Raw genomic sequence first — 14,189 nt, 5'->3', positions numbered from 1 at the left:
CCGGCACATGTTTCCATTAACCACCTCTTTCCGTCAACGACCTTGACTCAACCTATTGAAAGGAGTAGCATTTTTTGAAGTTTCCTATGCTTTCTTTAAAGAGTTTTTATGTTGGGACGAGTCGTGAGGTGGATGTCATCAATATCGGACATGATGTCAGGGGGTTTGTTCGCGAGGCAAAGATTGAGAATGGGTTGGTGACCGTCGCCTGCCGTTTGCCGGGAGGGGGGGTGGCCCTGCTGACAACGGATGGGAAGGCGGTCCAGCAGATACGGGAGCAGGTCAAGAAGGATTTTTCCCAGTCTTTATCTGCAGGATTTAAGTATCTCCTCCCGCCGGCGCTTTCTGTCCCGATTGAAAATGGAAAGATGATCTTTGAGCCTTGGCAGGATCTGTACCTTGTTGATTTTGAGGCATCAGGTCGAAGGCGGGAGGTTGTCATACAGATCTTTTCAGAGCCGAAGGAGCAGGCAGGGGCTCCAGGGAAGGGAGCGAGGAGATGAAGCGGGTTTCACAGAAAGGGGATGTGGTGCGGCTTCGTTTCGATGACAACGGCTTAGCCAGGAATCTCTTCGGGATTCAGGATCAAAATTTAAGGACAATCGAGAAGAGACTGGGTGTCCATATCAATGTCCGTGGTTCCGATGTCAGCGTCCAGGGGGATCATGGGGAGGTCACTCTGGTCGAGAGGCTTTTGACCGAACTTTATGGAATGGCCAAAAAGGGATTTCCGGTCCATGGTGCCGATGTGGAACGGGCGATTCAGGTCTTTTCGAAGAACGAAAATGCCCGTCTTCAAGACCTTCTCGAAAACAGTATCTTTGTCCCGTTTCGCAATAAGGTTATTGTCCCGAAGGGGATCAACCAACGGGCCTACATGGAGGTGATCCAGAAGAACGATTTGGTCTTCGGGATAGGGCCGGCCGGGACAGGGAAGACGTACCTCGCGGTGACAATGGCGGTCATGTCCCTTACGAGGAAGGAGGTTGCCCGGATTATTCTTTCAAGGCCGGCGGTCGAGGCTGGGGAGAAGCTCGGATTTCTTCCTGGGGATATTTATCAAAAGATCAGTCCCTATTTGAGGCCACTCTATGATGCCCTCTGCGAAATGATGGAGTATGAGAGGGTCATGAAGCTTGTTGAGACGGGGGTGATCGAGGTCGCTCCCCTCGCTTATATGCGAGGGAGGACACTCAATGACTCTTTTATTGTTCTGGATGAGGCCCAAAACTGCACGACGGAGCAGATGAAGATGTTTCTGACGAGGCTTGGGTTTAATAGCAAGGCTGTCGTCACGGGTGATGTGACCCAGGTCGATCTTCCTCATGGGGCCCGTTCAGGGTTGATCGAGGCCGAGCAAATTTTACAAGGAATTCGGGGGATCGGTTTTCAGTATTTTGATGATCGGGACGTTGTTCGACACCCGCTCGTGTCGGAGATTGTGAGGGCTTATGATAAGAATAAGAATGGAATGGGTCTCCAAAAATAAAGGATTTTTGGGGGATTTTCTTCAGAAGAGACAATTGTGGGTGAATATCTGTCTCTTGGCTATTTTCGCGGCGCTCGCCTCTCTTGCGATGAATTTTTCTTGGGGGCGGTATCCGTCAGGCATCAGGGCGGGGGCGATCGCTTCTCGTGATATTCGTGCTGACCGTGATTATGAAATTATTGATGAAGAGGCGACTGAAAAACTTCGCCAGGAAAAACTAAGAGGAATTCTCCCTGTTTTTGACTGGGATGATCGAGCGATTCCCTTTGGGCGGAATACAAAACTCGCCCTCAAAATTGTTGCTGATAAGAGTGTCGTTGCTTCGTGGTTGGAGAGTGGTGTCCTGATCAATCCTTTTTCTCAACCGACAACCGAGCCGACTTTCTTCAAGGAATGGCGGGAGGTTTTCACACTTGAGGAGGCGAAAAAGAGATACCCCTCCCTAAAGGAAATTCGTCCAAATTTGGTTTTGAATCAGAAAGAAACCGAAATCCGAAAGGAAAAGGTCCTTCAGGAGATTCGTGATGTTGTCATCAAGGTGCAGAGGGGAGAATCGATTGTCCGGAAGGGAGATCGGATCGAACCCTGGCATGTGAAGGTGATCGGTGGAATTCAGTCTGAAAAGGGGAAGACTCAAATCAAAGTCCGTTGGGTCGGAACATTTGGTTTTACTTTTTTGTATATTGGCCTGCTTATTTTGACAGCGCGCATTTTTCCGAAGCGTTTTAAGCCAACCCGGTCTGATTTTGTTTTTCAAGGTGTTTTAATCCTCCTGCTTCTGATGGTGGAGAGGATTTTTCTCTATTTTGCCGGAGGCATTCGGGAGCTTCTGCCTTTTGAGGCGCCGATTTCTGCTTTTTATGTTCTTCTCCCGATAGTCGCAGGACCGATGATTGTCCGACTGGCGCTTTCGGCGGAGGCGGCACTTCTTTTTAATTTTGGGATAGCGGCGTTGGCCAGCCTGCTTCTGGAAAACAGTATCATTTATGCGCTCTATTTTTTGACCGGTGGAATTGCGGCTGTCTGGTTAGGGCATCAGGTGAAGAGCCGCGCTCAACTCATGAGGGTCGGTTTTCAAGTCGGCCTTTTGAATGTCGGCATCCTTTTTATGCTGAATCTTGCCAATACGACTTCCTTGGGGGGAGGGATTTTCCCTACAGACAATCTTCCTGTTTTTCTCGCCTTTGCGCTTTGCGGAGGGATTGCCAGTTCGATAACAACATTGATCCTCCTGCCGATCGCAGAATCGCTTTTTAACTATATAACGCCGATCAAGCTCCTCGAGTTTGGAAGTTTGAATCACCCACTTCTTCGAGAGATGATTGTTCATGCCCCCGGAACCTATCACCACAGTCATATGGTTGGAACGTTGGCCGAGGCGGCCTGTGAGGCGATTGGAGCGGATGGACTCTTTGCCCGTGTCGCCTCTTACTTCCATGATATTGGGAAACTGGCCAAGCCCCCTTACTTTATCGAGAACCAGCGAAGTGGGGAGGATCGGCATTCCACGCTTTCTCCCTCAATGAGTGCGCTGATTATCACGTCTCATGTCAAAGAGGGGATGGAATTGGCGAAGAAGTATAATCTGCCCAAACGGATTATCGATATCATCCCCCAGCATCAGGGGACAAAGTTGATCACCTATTTTTATTCCAAGGCGAAGCAGACAGAAAATCCGGAGATGCAAACGGTCGATGAGCGACACTATCGATATCCCGGGCCGAAGCCGCAGACCCCGGAGGCGGGTGTTATTCTCCTGGCCGATACGGTCGAGGCCTCAACCCGCGCCTTGAAAGATCGAACAACAACCCGTCTCGAAGAGGTCGTTCGCAACATGATCAACAAAAATTTTGTTGACGGTCAGTTGGACGAGTGCGAGTTGACCTTGAAAGATCTTGAGGTGATCGGGAAGGTTTTTGTCCGTATTCTGGTTGGTATTTATCATCAACGGATTGAATATCCTGAACTCCCTCGGGCTGTTTCGAGCAATTTAAGCGTCGTTCCTTCCCATGTTGATAAATATACTCAACCATCACCCCTCAAGGAAGATTCCCTCTCAGAGGGTCCAAAGCCTCCTTCAAAAACTGGCACGCGTTTCAGGCCTGAATAGGGAGGAATTGAACGTTGTTTTTTTGAGCGATCGGAAAATTCGGATCTACAATCGGAAATATCTCGGGCATGATTGGCCGACGGATGTGATCGCCTTTTCATATCCCCCCTTTGCAGAACTTTTGATCTCACTCGACACCGCAAAGCGTCAGGCCAGAGAACTTGGCCATCCTTTTTTTCACGAAATCAAGATTCTCCTGATTCATGGTCTTCTCCATTTGATCGGTTATAAGGATAAGAAGAAAAAGGATCAAAAAGAGATGTGGGCGGAGACGGAAAAACTACTGAAAAAGGTCAAGGGGGCCTGATGCGGGCAGCGATTCTTTCCGGAATTTTACTGAGCCTTTCACTACCAGCCCTGTTTGGCAATTTTCCCCTTCATCTGGGTGAACTCGCCTGGATCGGTTTGGCCCCGCTTTATGTCACTCTCGCTTCGGAAGAAAAACCTGGAGCGGGTTTGTGGAAAGGGTTTTTGTGCGGTTTTCCCCTCTATGGGATTTCACTTTATTGGATCTTCATCGCGCTTCATATCCATGGCGGGATTTCGGTCTTCTTTAGCCTGCTCGCCCTTTTTCTGCTGGTGGGTATTTCATCTTTTTATCTTGGCGGGGCGATGGCCCTTGCGATTTTCCTGAAAGGGAAGGGATTGCCCCTTGCTTGGGCATTTTCCCTCTCTTGGCTTTTTCAAGACTGGCTCAGGAATTATTTTCCTTTTGGCGGTTTTTCCTGGTCAAGCCTCGCTTATAGCCAGGGAGAAAGGTTAAGTCTCCTTCAGATTGCCGATCTGGCCGGACCTTATGGGGTGACTTTTCTGATTTTGATATCGAATATCCTTATCGGAGAGGTTTTTGTTTTTCTGAAGAAAAAAGAAAAACCCCCTTATCTCCTCGCGATTTTTTTTACTTTATTGATTTGCGGGACTCTCCTTTATGGAAAATTTCGCTCAAATCAGATTCGCCATGGGATGACATCACTCCCCGAGAAGAAATTGTCTCTTGTCCAGGGGAATGTCCCCCAGAGCCAGAAATGGTTGCCCGATAATATTGAGGAGTTGATTCAGGGCCATCTCGAACTTTCTCAAAAGGCTGAGAAGGAATATCAGCCAGATCTTATCATCTGGCCGGAGGCCTCTTACCCGGCCGTGATGTCGCACGATGTTTCACGGTTTAATCTGATCGATGTTTTGAAAACCCCCTTGCTGATGGGGATAGTCAGTTATTCGGGGGTTGTTCCTGATGAATGGCCTCCTCCTCCGGGATGGGAATTTCACCTCTATAATAGTGCGATGGTGATCCGACCGGGGGGGTATCTGGAGGCGATGTATCACAAAAATCACCTTGTCCCGATGGGGGAGTATGTCCCGCTCTCAGGGTTTTTCTTTTTTATCCAGAAGCTGGTTCCGGGGCTTGCCGACTTTACCCCAGGGGATGGGTTTAATCTCCTCGAGGTCTCAGGGATGAAGATCGGGACAACGATCTGTTATGAAGATCTCTTTCCGGAAATTTCAAGACGCTTTGTTCGGGAGGGGGCCGATCTTTTGGTCAATCTGACCAACGATGCCTGGTACGAAAAATCGTCCGCGGTCCTTCAACATGTCGAGTTCTCGCGCTTGCGTGCGATTGAAAATCGTCGGTATCTTGCGCGTGCCACGAACACCGGTGTGACCGCGATCTTCGATCCGCTTGGGAAGGAGGTCGCTCGTGCCCCGCTCTTCGAACAGACGGTTCTTTCGGCACCGATTCGTCTTGGTGGGCCAGCGACGGTTTATGGCCGCTATGGGGATTGGTTTGTGTACATTTGCCTGCTGGCGACGGTCTTTTTTGTCTTGACAAAATTGCGGATGAGGTAAGTTTGTTCGCGGGGGAAATTCAGTGTCAAACCGAAGCGAGACGGTCCCTTCTGCAGCGAGCCGACTGATCACCATTTTTTCCCGATTTGCGGGTGTTCCATTAAAATACGATCCTGGCGAGTCACATCGAGGACGAATCGTCTCCGAACATCCTTTTTCAGAGAGACCGTATAACGCCACCACTTTCACCATTGCCGAGACGGGGGAGGATTTATATCTGCTTGGCGGTCGAGAGGTCGGTCGTTCTCGATTTTTGGCAGGGGTTTTTGTGCCGCGAGCGGTAGGGGAGGAGATTTGGGTTCATAAGAGGGGTTTTCTCGAGACGGTTGCCGGTGATCGGCGAAACTTCGATGTTCGCCTGACCTACGGGGCTACGGAGGGAAGACTTGATCTCCAGGAGGTCATGATCACAAGGACGCGGTTTCGAAAACCACCGCTCAGAATTTATGTCGATCTCTCCACTCCAAAGCATGCCTATCTTGTCGCTCGGGGACGCCGGATCGGACATTTAAATTACAGAATGGAAGAGAACCTTCTCCATCTTTCTGGTGATGTTTTGGATCGATTTCTTGGGATGGGGGGGCCGACAGTGACTGAGGCGACTGTAACGCTTCCGAATATCGGTCGCCTCCCTTCACGAGGGCGGGTTCGTGCAATGCGGCTCCTGCAGAGGACGATCAGCGGCCTCACATTCGCTACGAAGGCACGATTTGGAAACCCGGTTGGGTGGACGGAGACAGCCCTCAAATCGAAGAGCCTGCCGGGGGTGGTGACGGTGATGGCGATGGGGCTGGGAACGCTTCTTATGACGGGAGTTATAAATAGTTTGTCAACGAGCGTTTAACTTTGATAGGGAGAATCCCATGGGCCGTGAACTCAAAGAAGCGCTGTCGCAGATCCAGCTAAAACTCGAGCCACTCCGGAGGCGGCTTTGACCTCCCTACCAGAGAAAAGCGTCTCCAGGAATTAGAAGAAAAAACCCACGATCCAAACTTTTGGAACGATGCCCGTCTCGCTGGACAGATCTCCCAAGAGGCGACCCGTCTCAAAGAAGAGATTCAGAATTGGCGGGTGATCGAGTCCCAAGTCTCCGATCTGCAGGCGACGATCGATCTCCTGATGGAATCCGATGATCCGGAATTATCGACAGAGGCTCAGACAAAGCTCGCAAAATTAGAAAAAGATCTTGCCGATATCGAATTCCGCCAGATGCTCTCCGGCGAGCATGATCCGAAGAACGCGATCCTTTCGATCAACGCCGGCGCTGGCGGTACGGAATCGTGTGATTGGGCCGAGATGCTTCTGCGGATGTATCGGATGTGGGCCGACAAACATGGGTACAAAAATGAAGTGCTCGACTTCACTCCCGGTGACCAGGCTGGGTTTCGTTCTGTGACGATGACGGTCGAGGGGGCGTATGTCTATGGCTATCTGAAGGCGGAGATCGGCGTGCATCGATTGGTTCGGATCTCCCCGTTCGATGCGAACAAGAGACGGCATACGTCGTTCGCCTCTGTGTTTGTCCTGCCCGATGTGGAGGCGGAGATCGATATTGAGGTGAAGGATGCCGATCTCCGGGTCGATACCTTTCGTTCGAGTGGGGCAGGGGGGCAGAAGGTCAACAAGACCGACTCCGCGGTTCGACTCACTCATCTTCCTACAGGAATTGTTGTTGCCTGTCAGAATGAACGTTCTCAGCATCGAAACCGCGCGACTGCGATGAAGGTCTTGAAGGCGAAGCTTTATGAACTGGAGATGGAAAAGAAACAGAAGGAACGGGACAAGATCGAGGCGGGGAAGGCGGCGATCAACTTCGGTTCCCAGATCCGCTCGTATGTCCTGCACCCGTACCGTCTCGTGAAAGATCATCGGACGGACTATGAGATCGGGAATGCCGATTCGGTTTTGGACGGCGAGATCGATCCGTTTATTAAGAGTTATCTTCTTCAGGGCTAAATTGTTCTCTAGTTCTTTTCTTGACTTAACCCTGGAAAAACAGGATTTTTCGGCACCAAATGTCACTTGAAGAGGAATACCAGAACCGCCTGAATCGCCTTCGATCCCTGAAGGAGAAGGGGGTCTCCCCGTATCCCAACCAATTCAAGGTGACGCATACGGCGTGTGATGTGGTGGTCCGTCATTCCCGCTTGAGTGGAGAAGAGTTGGAAAAATTGGAGGAAAAGTTTGCGATTGCGGGGCGAGTCATGGCGATCCGCGCCTTTGGAAAGTCGGCCTTTCTGAACCTCAGGGATCGGACCGGCCAGATCCAGATTTTTGTCGATCAGAAGGGGCTGACGCCGGAGATGTTCGGGCTCTATCAGATGCTCGACCTCGGGGACTTTGTTTTTGTCCGTGGGAAACTTTTCCGGACCAAGACGAATGAACTGACCCTTCGTGTGGAAGAGTTGCGGCTCGCTTCAAAGGCGTTGCGACCGCTCCCGGAAAAGTGGCATGGGTTACAGGATGTCGAGGTTCGTTACCGCCAACGGTACCTCGACCTGATCGCGAACGAAGCGGTCAAAGAGGTTTTTCTGAAGCGGAGTCGGATCATCCAGATGATCCGCGAATTCCTGACCTCGCGCGAGTTTGTGGAGGTGGAGACGCCGATGATGCAGACGTTGCATGGGGGCGCAGCGGCGCGGCCGTTTGTCACGCACCACAACACCCTCGATCTCGATCTTTATATGCGGATCGCACCGGAGCTTTTTCTGAAAAGGCTCGTGGTCGGTGGTTTTGAACGGGTCTTCGAGATCAATCGTAATTTTCGAAATGAGGGGATCTCGACGCAACATAACCCGGAATTCACGATGCTCGAGTTTTATCAGGCGTATGCCACTTATGAAGACTTGATCCAGCTCACCGAAGAGCTTTTTGTCTGCCTCTCCACGGCCCTTTTTGGGAAACCCTCTTGTCCTTATCAGGGGAAGGAACTTTCGTTTCAAAGGCCATTTGTGCGGATGACCCATGCCGAGATGATGAAGAAGGGGGAGCAAAATTTAATCCAGCCGACCTTTGTGACCGACTTTCCACTTGCCGAGTCTCCGTTGGCGCGGAAAAACGACAAAAATCCGGAGACGGTTGATCGGTTTGAACTCTACATCGCCGGGATGGAGGTGGCGAACGCCTTCTCCGAGCTCAACGATCCGATCGACCAGGCAGAGCGCTTCCGGAATCAGGTGGAGGCGAAGCGGCGAGGGGATGAAGAGGCGATGCCGTATGATGAGGATTATATCGTCGCGCTCGAACATGGAATGCCACCGGCCGCCGGGGAGGGGATCGGCATCGACCGTCTCGTGATGCTTCTGACCGACCAGCCCTCGATTCGCGATGTGATCCTTTTTCCGCTGTTGCGACCCATTGGTAAAAAGCCTGACTAATGACATCCTATGTCTCTAGAAACATTCCTCGCCCGCCGTTACCTCTCCACTCATCATAAACCGCTTTTCGTCTCGATCCTCACCTGGATCAGTCTTGCCGGCATGGCGATCAGTGTCTTTGCCCTTATTTTTGTGATCGCTGTGATGCAGGGGTTCGAGAAGGACTTTCAGGAGCGGATCGTTGGTTTTAAGGCGCCCCTCATTCTGACAGGAAAGATTGATCTCGATTGGAAGAGGCTTGAAGAGGAGATCCGTGGTCTCGATCGCCGGATTCAGGATGTTAAATTGTTTGTTGAAGGGGAGGCGGTGCTTCAGACAGAGATGGGGGGGGCTGCGGGGGTCAAAGTCAAGGGGATCAGAGGGCTTCCCTCTGTCGGTCGGCGCGGACATCTTGAAACCACTGAGCCACTCAACCCTAAAGAAATTCTGGTCGGTCGTGAACTGGCGCTCTCGTGGGGGATCGATCCTGACCTCGATGAGTCGGTGCGACTGGTTTTTCCCTTGGGAGAGGTCGGTCCCACAGGGGAGCTTTTGCCGACTTCCCGGACATTTACCGTCATGGGACGGTTTTGGTCCGGCTTTTATGAATATGACAACAAGTATGTCTTGATGACCTATGAAGATGCGCTGAATCTTTTGGGAGATCATGCTCGGACCGGTCTTGAAATCTGGCCTGTCTCGATCGATTTTGTTGATTCCATTCGGGACAGGCTCAAGACATCCCGAATAGAGGAAATTCAAGACACCTCCTTGACCACCTGGAGGGATCAGAACCCAAAACTTTTCGCAGCACTGAAGCTCGAACGGTACGGGATGTTGTTCCTTCTGGTGATTCTTCTTTTTATCGCCTCCTGCACTGTTTTTGGTTTGATCTCACTCACCGTGATGGAAAAAATCCAGGACATGGCGGTTTTGAGGACCTTGGGGCTATCAGCGAATCGTGTGCGAAGGATTTTTCTGCTGAAGGCGGCAAGCCTCGGTCTTTTGGGAGATTTGATTGGAGGTTTTTTCGGGATCACGGCGGTCATTTTATTGATTCGATACCCTTTTCGTCTCCCCACCACCTATTATGTCGATTATCTCCCGGTGATTCTTGACTGGGGCTCGATCCTTTTTGTCATGGCATTGGCCCCTTTTCTGTCGATTGTAGCTGCGTTGTATCCTGCATCGCAGGCGGTCAAAGGGTCTCCCATCGAGGTGATCCGCTATGAATAGTGTTGTTTGGCTCGCCGTTCGGTTTTTGTTTCCCAAACGTGAAAACCGGTTTCTATCGGTAGCGACGTTGGTGGCGATACTGGCTGTTGGCTTGGGGGTTGCCTCGCTGCTGGTTTCCTTGTCGGTCATCAGTGGTTTTCAAAAAGTCTATAAGGAATCAATTTTAAAATTTAATTCACATCTTGTCCTCACGTCAGGTGGCGAGATTGAAGACATTCATGCGGTGATCAAAGTGATCCCCGAGGAGATGAAGAAGGAGATCGTTGGCTGGCATCCCTTTATTTATCGGGAGGGGATGATGATCGCTGGCCAGGAGTTGCGTGGCGTTGTCCTGAAGGGGGTTGATTTTGAGAAAATTAATCTCTTTTCACATCTCGAGATCGTTCGTCAGGCTTCGTTGGATGGCAAGTTGAGCGGAATCTTTTTGGGGAAAAAATTGGCCGAACAACTGGGGGAGGGGATTCGAGAAGTCCGTTTTCTTTTTCCACGTTCTTCCCGAAAGGAACTGATCCACCGCTTTCAGGTTCAGGGGACTTTTGAGTCGGGGATGTATGATTACGATTCGTCGTTTGCCTTTATTCCTTTGGAGGAGGCCCAGAAACTCTTTCAGCTCGGTACAGGGGTGACCGGAATCGAGTTTTGGCTTCAGGATCCAGATCGTGCCTTTTATTGGGCCGACTTTTTGAAAGGGGATCCTGAATTTCCTTTTTTTGTCATGACCTGGAGGGAGATTAATGAAAATCTTTTCCGCGCCCTCGAAACAGAAAAGGTCGTTTTCTTTATCCTGATGGTTGTCTTGACAGCGGTCGCCTCCTTCAATCTCCTCTCCTCTCTGATCATGATGATTCTGGAAAAAAGGCCGCAGATTGCGGTGCTCCGAGCTGTCGGGCTCCCCTGGTCCCGGATAAGAAAAATCTTCCTTTTCAATGGTCTTTTGATAGGTTGCGCGGGTCTTTTTATCGGTTTTGCGTTGGGATCTGGTCTTCTGTTTTTCCTGAAGCGGTCAGAGATGATTTTACTCGAGCCCGAGGTTTATTTTGTGAGCCGAGTTCCTGTGGTCTTGAGTGGGATCAATATCATCCTCGTCGCGGGTGTTGGTTTGGGGCTTGTTGGATTGGGATGCTTGTTGACGCTTCACGGGCTGAATCGGCTCCCGATCCTAAGGGCATTGGTGGAGAAATGAATTCAGAAATTTTAATCGAGGCAAAAGGAATCAAGAAATCCTACTGGCAGGGAGAGGTTGAAACGCCCGTGCTTAAAGGGGTTGATGTTGTTGTTGCCAGAGGGGCTCAAATGGTCATTACGGGGGCGTCGGGGGCAGGTAAGAGTACGTTGCTCCATGTCTTGGCCTCTCTGGATCCTCCGACAGGTGGTTCGGTCTTTTTTCAAGGATCTGACCTTTACCAGAAGGCGGATCAGGCTCTCTCCGAACTTCGGAATCGGGAGATCGGGTTTGTCTTTCAGTTTCACCATCTGCTGCCGGAGTTGAATGCCCTCGAGAACGTGATGCTCCCGCTCCTTGTTCGTGGAGAATCCCGGCGTGCCATCCAGGATCGGGCGAAGGGGGTTCTTGCGGAGCTCGGTCTTGAGTCCCGGTTGCGGCATCGTCCCTCTGAATTGTCAGGGGGAGAGCAGCAGCGTGTTGCTGTAGCGCGTGCGATTGCGGGAAGGCCTTCGCTTCTTTTTGCCGATGAGCCGACAGGGAATCTGGATCGTGATAGTGGGGATCGACTCGTCGAATCCCTTCTGGAGCTTCATCGGAGAGAAGGGATGGCGCTTGTCGTTGTGACCCACAATGAACGGATGATGAACTGTTTTCAATCAAAACATCTCTTGAGTGACGGGCGACTTTCTTGAGGTCCATTTTATTTCTTCATTTTTTTGTTTTGGCGAGCCTGCTTTCCCCTTTCAACCTTTTGGCTCAGAGTGAATCGGGTGGTGGTGAGAAGATTGTCGGGATCCAGGTGGTGGGGAACCAAGGGGCGGAGAGAGAAGCGATCCTCGCGACGATTCGATCCCGTACGGGTCAGTTTTTTTCCCGTTCCAGGATTCGAGAAGATATCGCCGCTCTCTTCAAAATGGGGGTTTTTGACGAGATCCAGGTGGAGCAAATCCGTCGTGAAGGAGGGATTGTTCTCATCTATCGGGTTGTCGAGAAGACGAATATTACGAAGATCGTTTTTAAGGGGAACAAAAAGGCAAAAGAAGACAAGCTTCGAGAACTCATCGATCTCAAGTCGTATACCTCTATCGATGCAGGGAAGTTGGCGGCCTCTGTTCGCAAGATCCGGACGCACTACGAAGAAGAGGGATACCAATTGGTTAAAATTTCGACCGAATACAAGCCGGATCCGGAGTCGGGCGGGCAGGAGCTGATTTTTCATATCAATGAAAATGAGCCGATCCGGCTCCGCCGTGTACGGTTTATTGGGAACAAGGCCTTTTCCGATAAAAACCTTCGAAAACTTTTGAAGAGCAAACAGAAGTCCCGGTGGTCGTGGCTGACTTCGAGCGGTAAATACAAGGAGGAATTGATCCAAAGGGATATCGCCTTTCTGATTTATCATTATCAGAATCACGGCTACCTCAAGGTGAGGGTGACGGCGCCGCAGGTTTATCTCTCAAAAGATCGAAAATGGCTCGATTTGACCTTCCATGTTACCGAAGGGGTTCCGTATACGATCCGTACCGTCGATATTCAGGGGGATCTCCTGACGACGCGGCAGGAGCTGATCAGCGGTCTCAAGACGAAACCGAACCAACTTTACTCTCGGGAAAAGCTCGAAGAGGATCTCCAGCGTTTTTCCGCCCTCTACGGAGATCAGGGGTATGCCTTCGCCCTGATTAATCCCCATATCGAGGCAGACGATGAGAGCCGGACCGCCGATATTACCTTTTTGATTGAAAAGGGGAAAAAGGTCACGATCGAGAAGATCAATATCTCCGGCAACAACATCACGCGTGACAAGGTGGTCCGTCGCGAGCTCCTTGTGAAGGAGAATACGCTTTACAATGAAACCCGTCTTCGCGAGTCGAGGCGTCGGATCGAGGCGCTCGGTTTTTTTGAAGAGGTCAATTTTGCCACCCCCCGAGGTTCTTCGGATGATCAGATTGTCCTGAATATTACCGTGAAGGAAAAGCCGACGGGGACGTTTACGATCGGCGCCGGATTTTCTTCCGCTGAGAATTTTATCTTTAACGCGGCGATCGCCAAAAATAATTTCTTTGGTTACGGGGTTAGTGGCCAGCTTTCCATGGAGCTTTCTTCGAAGAGAAAGCTCTTTATCTTGTCCGCGGAGGATCCCTACTTTCTGGATACAAACTGGATCCTGGGGGTTTCCGGATTTCGGACTGAAAATGTCTTCAGTGATTTTGACCGACGATCTTTCGGGGGATCCCTCACATTGGGACACCGGATTTTCGACTATTCCTCTTTTCGTTTCATGTATCAGATTGAAGATGTCAGCCTCGGAGATTTTCGAACAACCGTTCCGGCAAAATTCAACCAGAACCTCTCCGGTCTTTCTTCCAGTGCTACGGTCTCCTTGCAGCGGGATACCCGAAACAATCGCCTCTTCCCCTCGTCAGGGATGTTTCAGAATGTTGCCGGTGAGTTTGCCGGACTCGGGGGGGATAACCGATTTGCGCGGGTGACCGAGAATTTCCGTTATTATCAACCGATCTGGAAGGATTATGTGGTGGGTAAACTCAATGTGACGATCGGTAATATCTCGAGTCTCGACGATAACCCTGTCCCGCTTTTTGAGAGATTTTTTATGGGAGGAATTAATTCACTTCGTGGCTATACCCTTCGTTCCATCGGGCCGTCGGTTCAGATCCCTTCCACACCCGAGGGAGGGGACAGTCAGTTTATCTTCGGAGGGAACAAGATGCTTCAGTTGAACCTCGAGCTCGAGCTCCCTCTTTATATCCCCGCAGGATTCAAGGCGGTGACCTTTATGGATTCCGGTCAGGCCTACTCCGAGGAGCAGAATATTTCGCTGACAACGCTCCGCTATAATTATGGCTTCGGTTTTCGCTGGAATTCACCGGTTGGGCCGCTCCGTTTCGAATGGGGGATTCCGATCAAGAAGCAGGCGGGGGACGATCCGGTCGTCTTCAACTTCGCCATCGGGTCGTTTTTTTAACG

At 50.8% G+C, this 14,189-nt stretch carries 11 protein-coding genes and 1 pseudogene; all 12 read left to right on the top strand.

The window, feature by feature from the left end:
- The first annotated feature begins 86 nt into the window (after positions 1-86).
- The 12 genes and pseudogenes from HYT76_06270 (at position 87) to bamA (ending at position 14,187) form a co-directional block, all read left to right on the top strand.
- On the top strand, positions 87-503 hold the full coding sequence (locus HYT76_06270) for a YjbQ family protein (protein MBI2083157.1): 417 nt from the start codon (positions 87-89) through the stop codon (positions 501-503).
- Positions 500-1,489 carry a PhoH family protein gene (locus HYT76_06265; GenBank protein MBI2083156.1) on the top strand — a complete coding sequence of 330 codons (990 nt, stop codon included), beginning with the start codon at positions 500-502 and terminating at the stop codon, positions 1,487-1,489. The genes HYT76_06270 and HYT76_06265 overlap by 4 nt, the downstream gene beginning before the upstream one ends.
- A complete protein-coding gene (locus HYT76_06260) occupies positions 1,452-3,599 on the top strand; it encodes an HDIG domain-containing protein (GenBank protein ID MBI2083155.1) in 2,148 nt (715 codons plus the stop codon). The genes HYT76_06265 and HYT76_06260 overlap by 38 nt, the downstream gene beginning before the upstream one ends.
- A complete protein-coding gene (gene ybeY / locus HYT76_06255) occupies positions 3,499-3,906 on the top strand; it encodes an rRNA maturation RNase YbeY (GenBank protein ID MBI2083154.1) in 408 nt (135 codons plus the stop codon). The genes HYT76_06260 and ybeY overlap by 101 nt, the downstream gene beginning before the upstream one ends.
- Positions 3,906-5,447 (top strand): apolipoprotein N-acyltransferase, encoded by a 1,542-nt coding sequence (gene lnt, locus HYT76_06250; GenBank protein MBI2083153.1) that lies wholly within the window; start codon positions 3,906-3,908, stop codon positions 5,445-5,447. The genes ybeY and lnt overlap by 1 nt, the downstream gene beginning before the upstream one ends.
- 22 nt (positions 5,448-5,469) lie before the next feature.
- Positions 5,470-6,291 carry a hypothetical protein gene (locus tag HYT76_06245; GenBank protein ID MBI2083152.1) on the top strand — a complete coding sequence of 274 codons (822 nt, stop codon included), beginning with the start codon at positions 5,470-5,472 and terminating at the stop codon, positions 6,289-6,291.
- Positions 6,292-6,371: 80 nt separating this feature from the next.
- Positions 6,372-7,403: pseudogene (gene prfB / locus HYT76_06240) on the top strand (peptide chain release factor 2).
- A 59-nt stretch (positions 7,404-7,462) separates the two neighbouring features.
- Positions 7,463-8,824: a lysine--tRNA ligase gene (locus HYT76_06235; GenBank protein ID MBI2083151.1), complete on the top strand. Its 1,362-nt coding sequence runs from the start codon at positions 7,463-7,465 to the stop codon at positions 8,822-8,824.
- Between the two features lie 9 nt (positions 8,825-8,833).
- Positions 8,834-10,039: an FtsX-like permease family protein gene (locus HYT76_06230; protein ID MBI2083150.1), complete on the top strand. Its 1,206-nt coding sequence runs from the start codon at positions 8,834-8,836 to the stop codon at positions 10,037-10,039.
- On the top strand, positions 10,032-11,222 hold the full coding sequence (locus HYT76_06225) for an ABC transporter permease (protein MBI2083149.1): 1,191 nt from the start codon (positions 10,032-10,034) through the stop codon (positions 11,220-11,222). The genes HYT76_06230 and HYT76_06225 overlap by 8 nt, the downstream gene beginning before the upstream one ends.
- Entirely contained in the window at positions 11,219-11,896 is a 678-nt protein-coding gene (locus tag HYT76_06220; GenBank protein ID MBI2083148.1) for an ABC transporter ATP-binding protein, read from the top strand. The genes HYT76_06225 and HYT76_06220 overlap by 4 nt, the downstream gene beginning before the upstream one ends.
- Positions 11,893-14,187: an outer membrane protein assembly factor BamA gene (bamA, locus tag HYT76_06215; GenBank protein ID MBI2083147.1), complete on the top strand. Its 2,295-nt coding sequence runs from the start codon at positions 11,893-11,895 to the stop codon at positions 14,185-14,187. The genes HYT76_06220 and bamA overlap by 4 nt, the downstream gene beginning before the upstream one ends.
- Positions 14,188-14,189 lie beyond the last annotated feature (2 nt).

It is taken from the genome of Deltaproteobacteria bacterium (assembly GCA_016180845.1).
Lineage (GTDB): Bacteria > UBA10199 > UBA10199 > JACPAL01 > JACPAL01 > JACPAK01.
Note: the sequence above shows the minus strand (reverse complement) of the source record. Positions and strands in the feature narration are given on the sequence as shown.

Excerpts from the sequence above, each read along its gene's own strand:
- HYT76_06270 (MBI2083157.1), top strand. The coding sequence starts at position 87 with ATGCTTTCTTTAAAGAGTTTTTATGTTGGGACGAGTCGTGAGGTGGAT.
- HYT76_06265 (MBI2083156.1), top strand. The coding sequence starts at position 500 with ATGAAGCGGGTTTCACAGAAAGGGGATGTGGTGCGGCTTCGTTTCGAT.
- HYT76_06260 (MBI2083155.1), top strand. The coding sequence starts at position 1,452 with ATGATAAGAATAAGAATGGAATGGGTCTCCAAAAATAAAGGATTTTTG.
- ybeY (MBI2083154.1), top strand. The coding sequence starts at position 3,499 with ATGTTGATAAATATACTCAACCATCACCCCTCAAGGAAGATTCCCTCT.
- lnt (MBI2083153.1), top strand. The coding sequence starts at position 3,906 with ATGCGGGCAGCGATTCTTTCCGGAATTTTACTGAGCCTTTCACTACCA.
- HYT76_06235 (MBI2083151.1), top strand. The coding sequence starts at position 7,463 with ATGTCACTTGAAGAGGAATACCAGAACCGCCTGAATCGCCTTCGATCC.
- HYT76_06230 (MBI2083150.1), top strand. The coding sequence starts at position 8,834 with ATGTCTCTAGAAACATTCCTCGCCCGCCGTTACCTCTCCACTCATCAT.
- HYT76_06225 (MBI2083149.1), top strand. The coding sequence starts at position 10,032 with ATGAATAGTGTTGTTTGGCTCGCCGTTCGGTTTTTGTTTCCCAAACGT.
- HYT76_06220 (MBI2083148.1), top strand. The coding sequence starts at position 11,219 with ATGAATTCAGAAATTTTAATCGAGGCAAAAGGAATCAAGAAATCCTAC.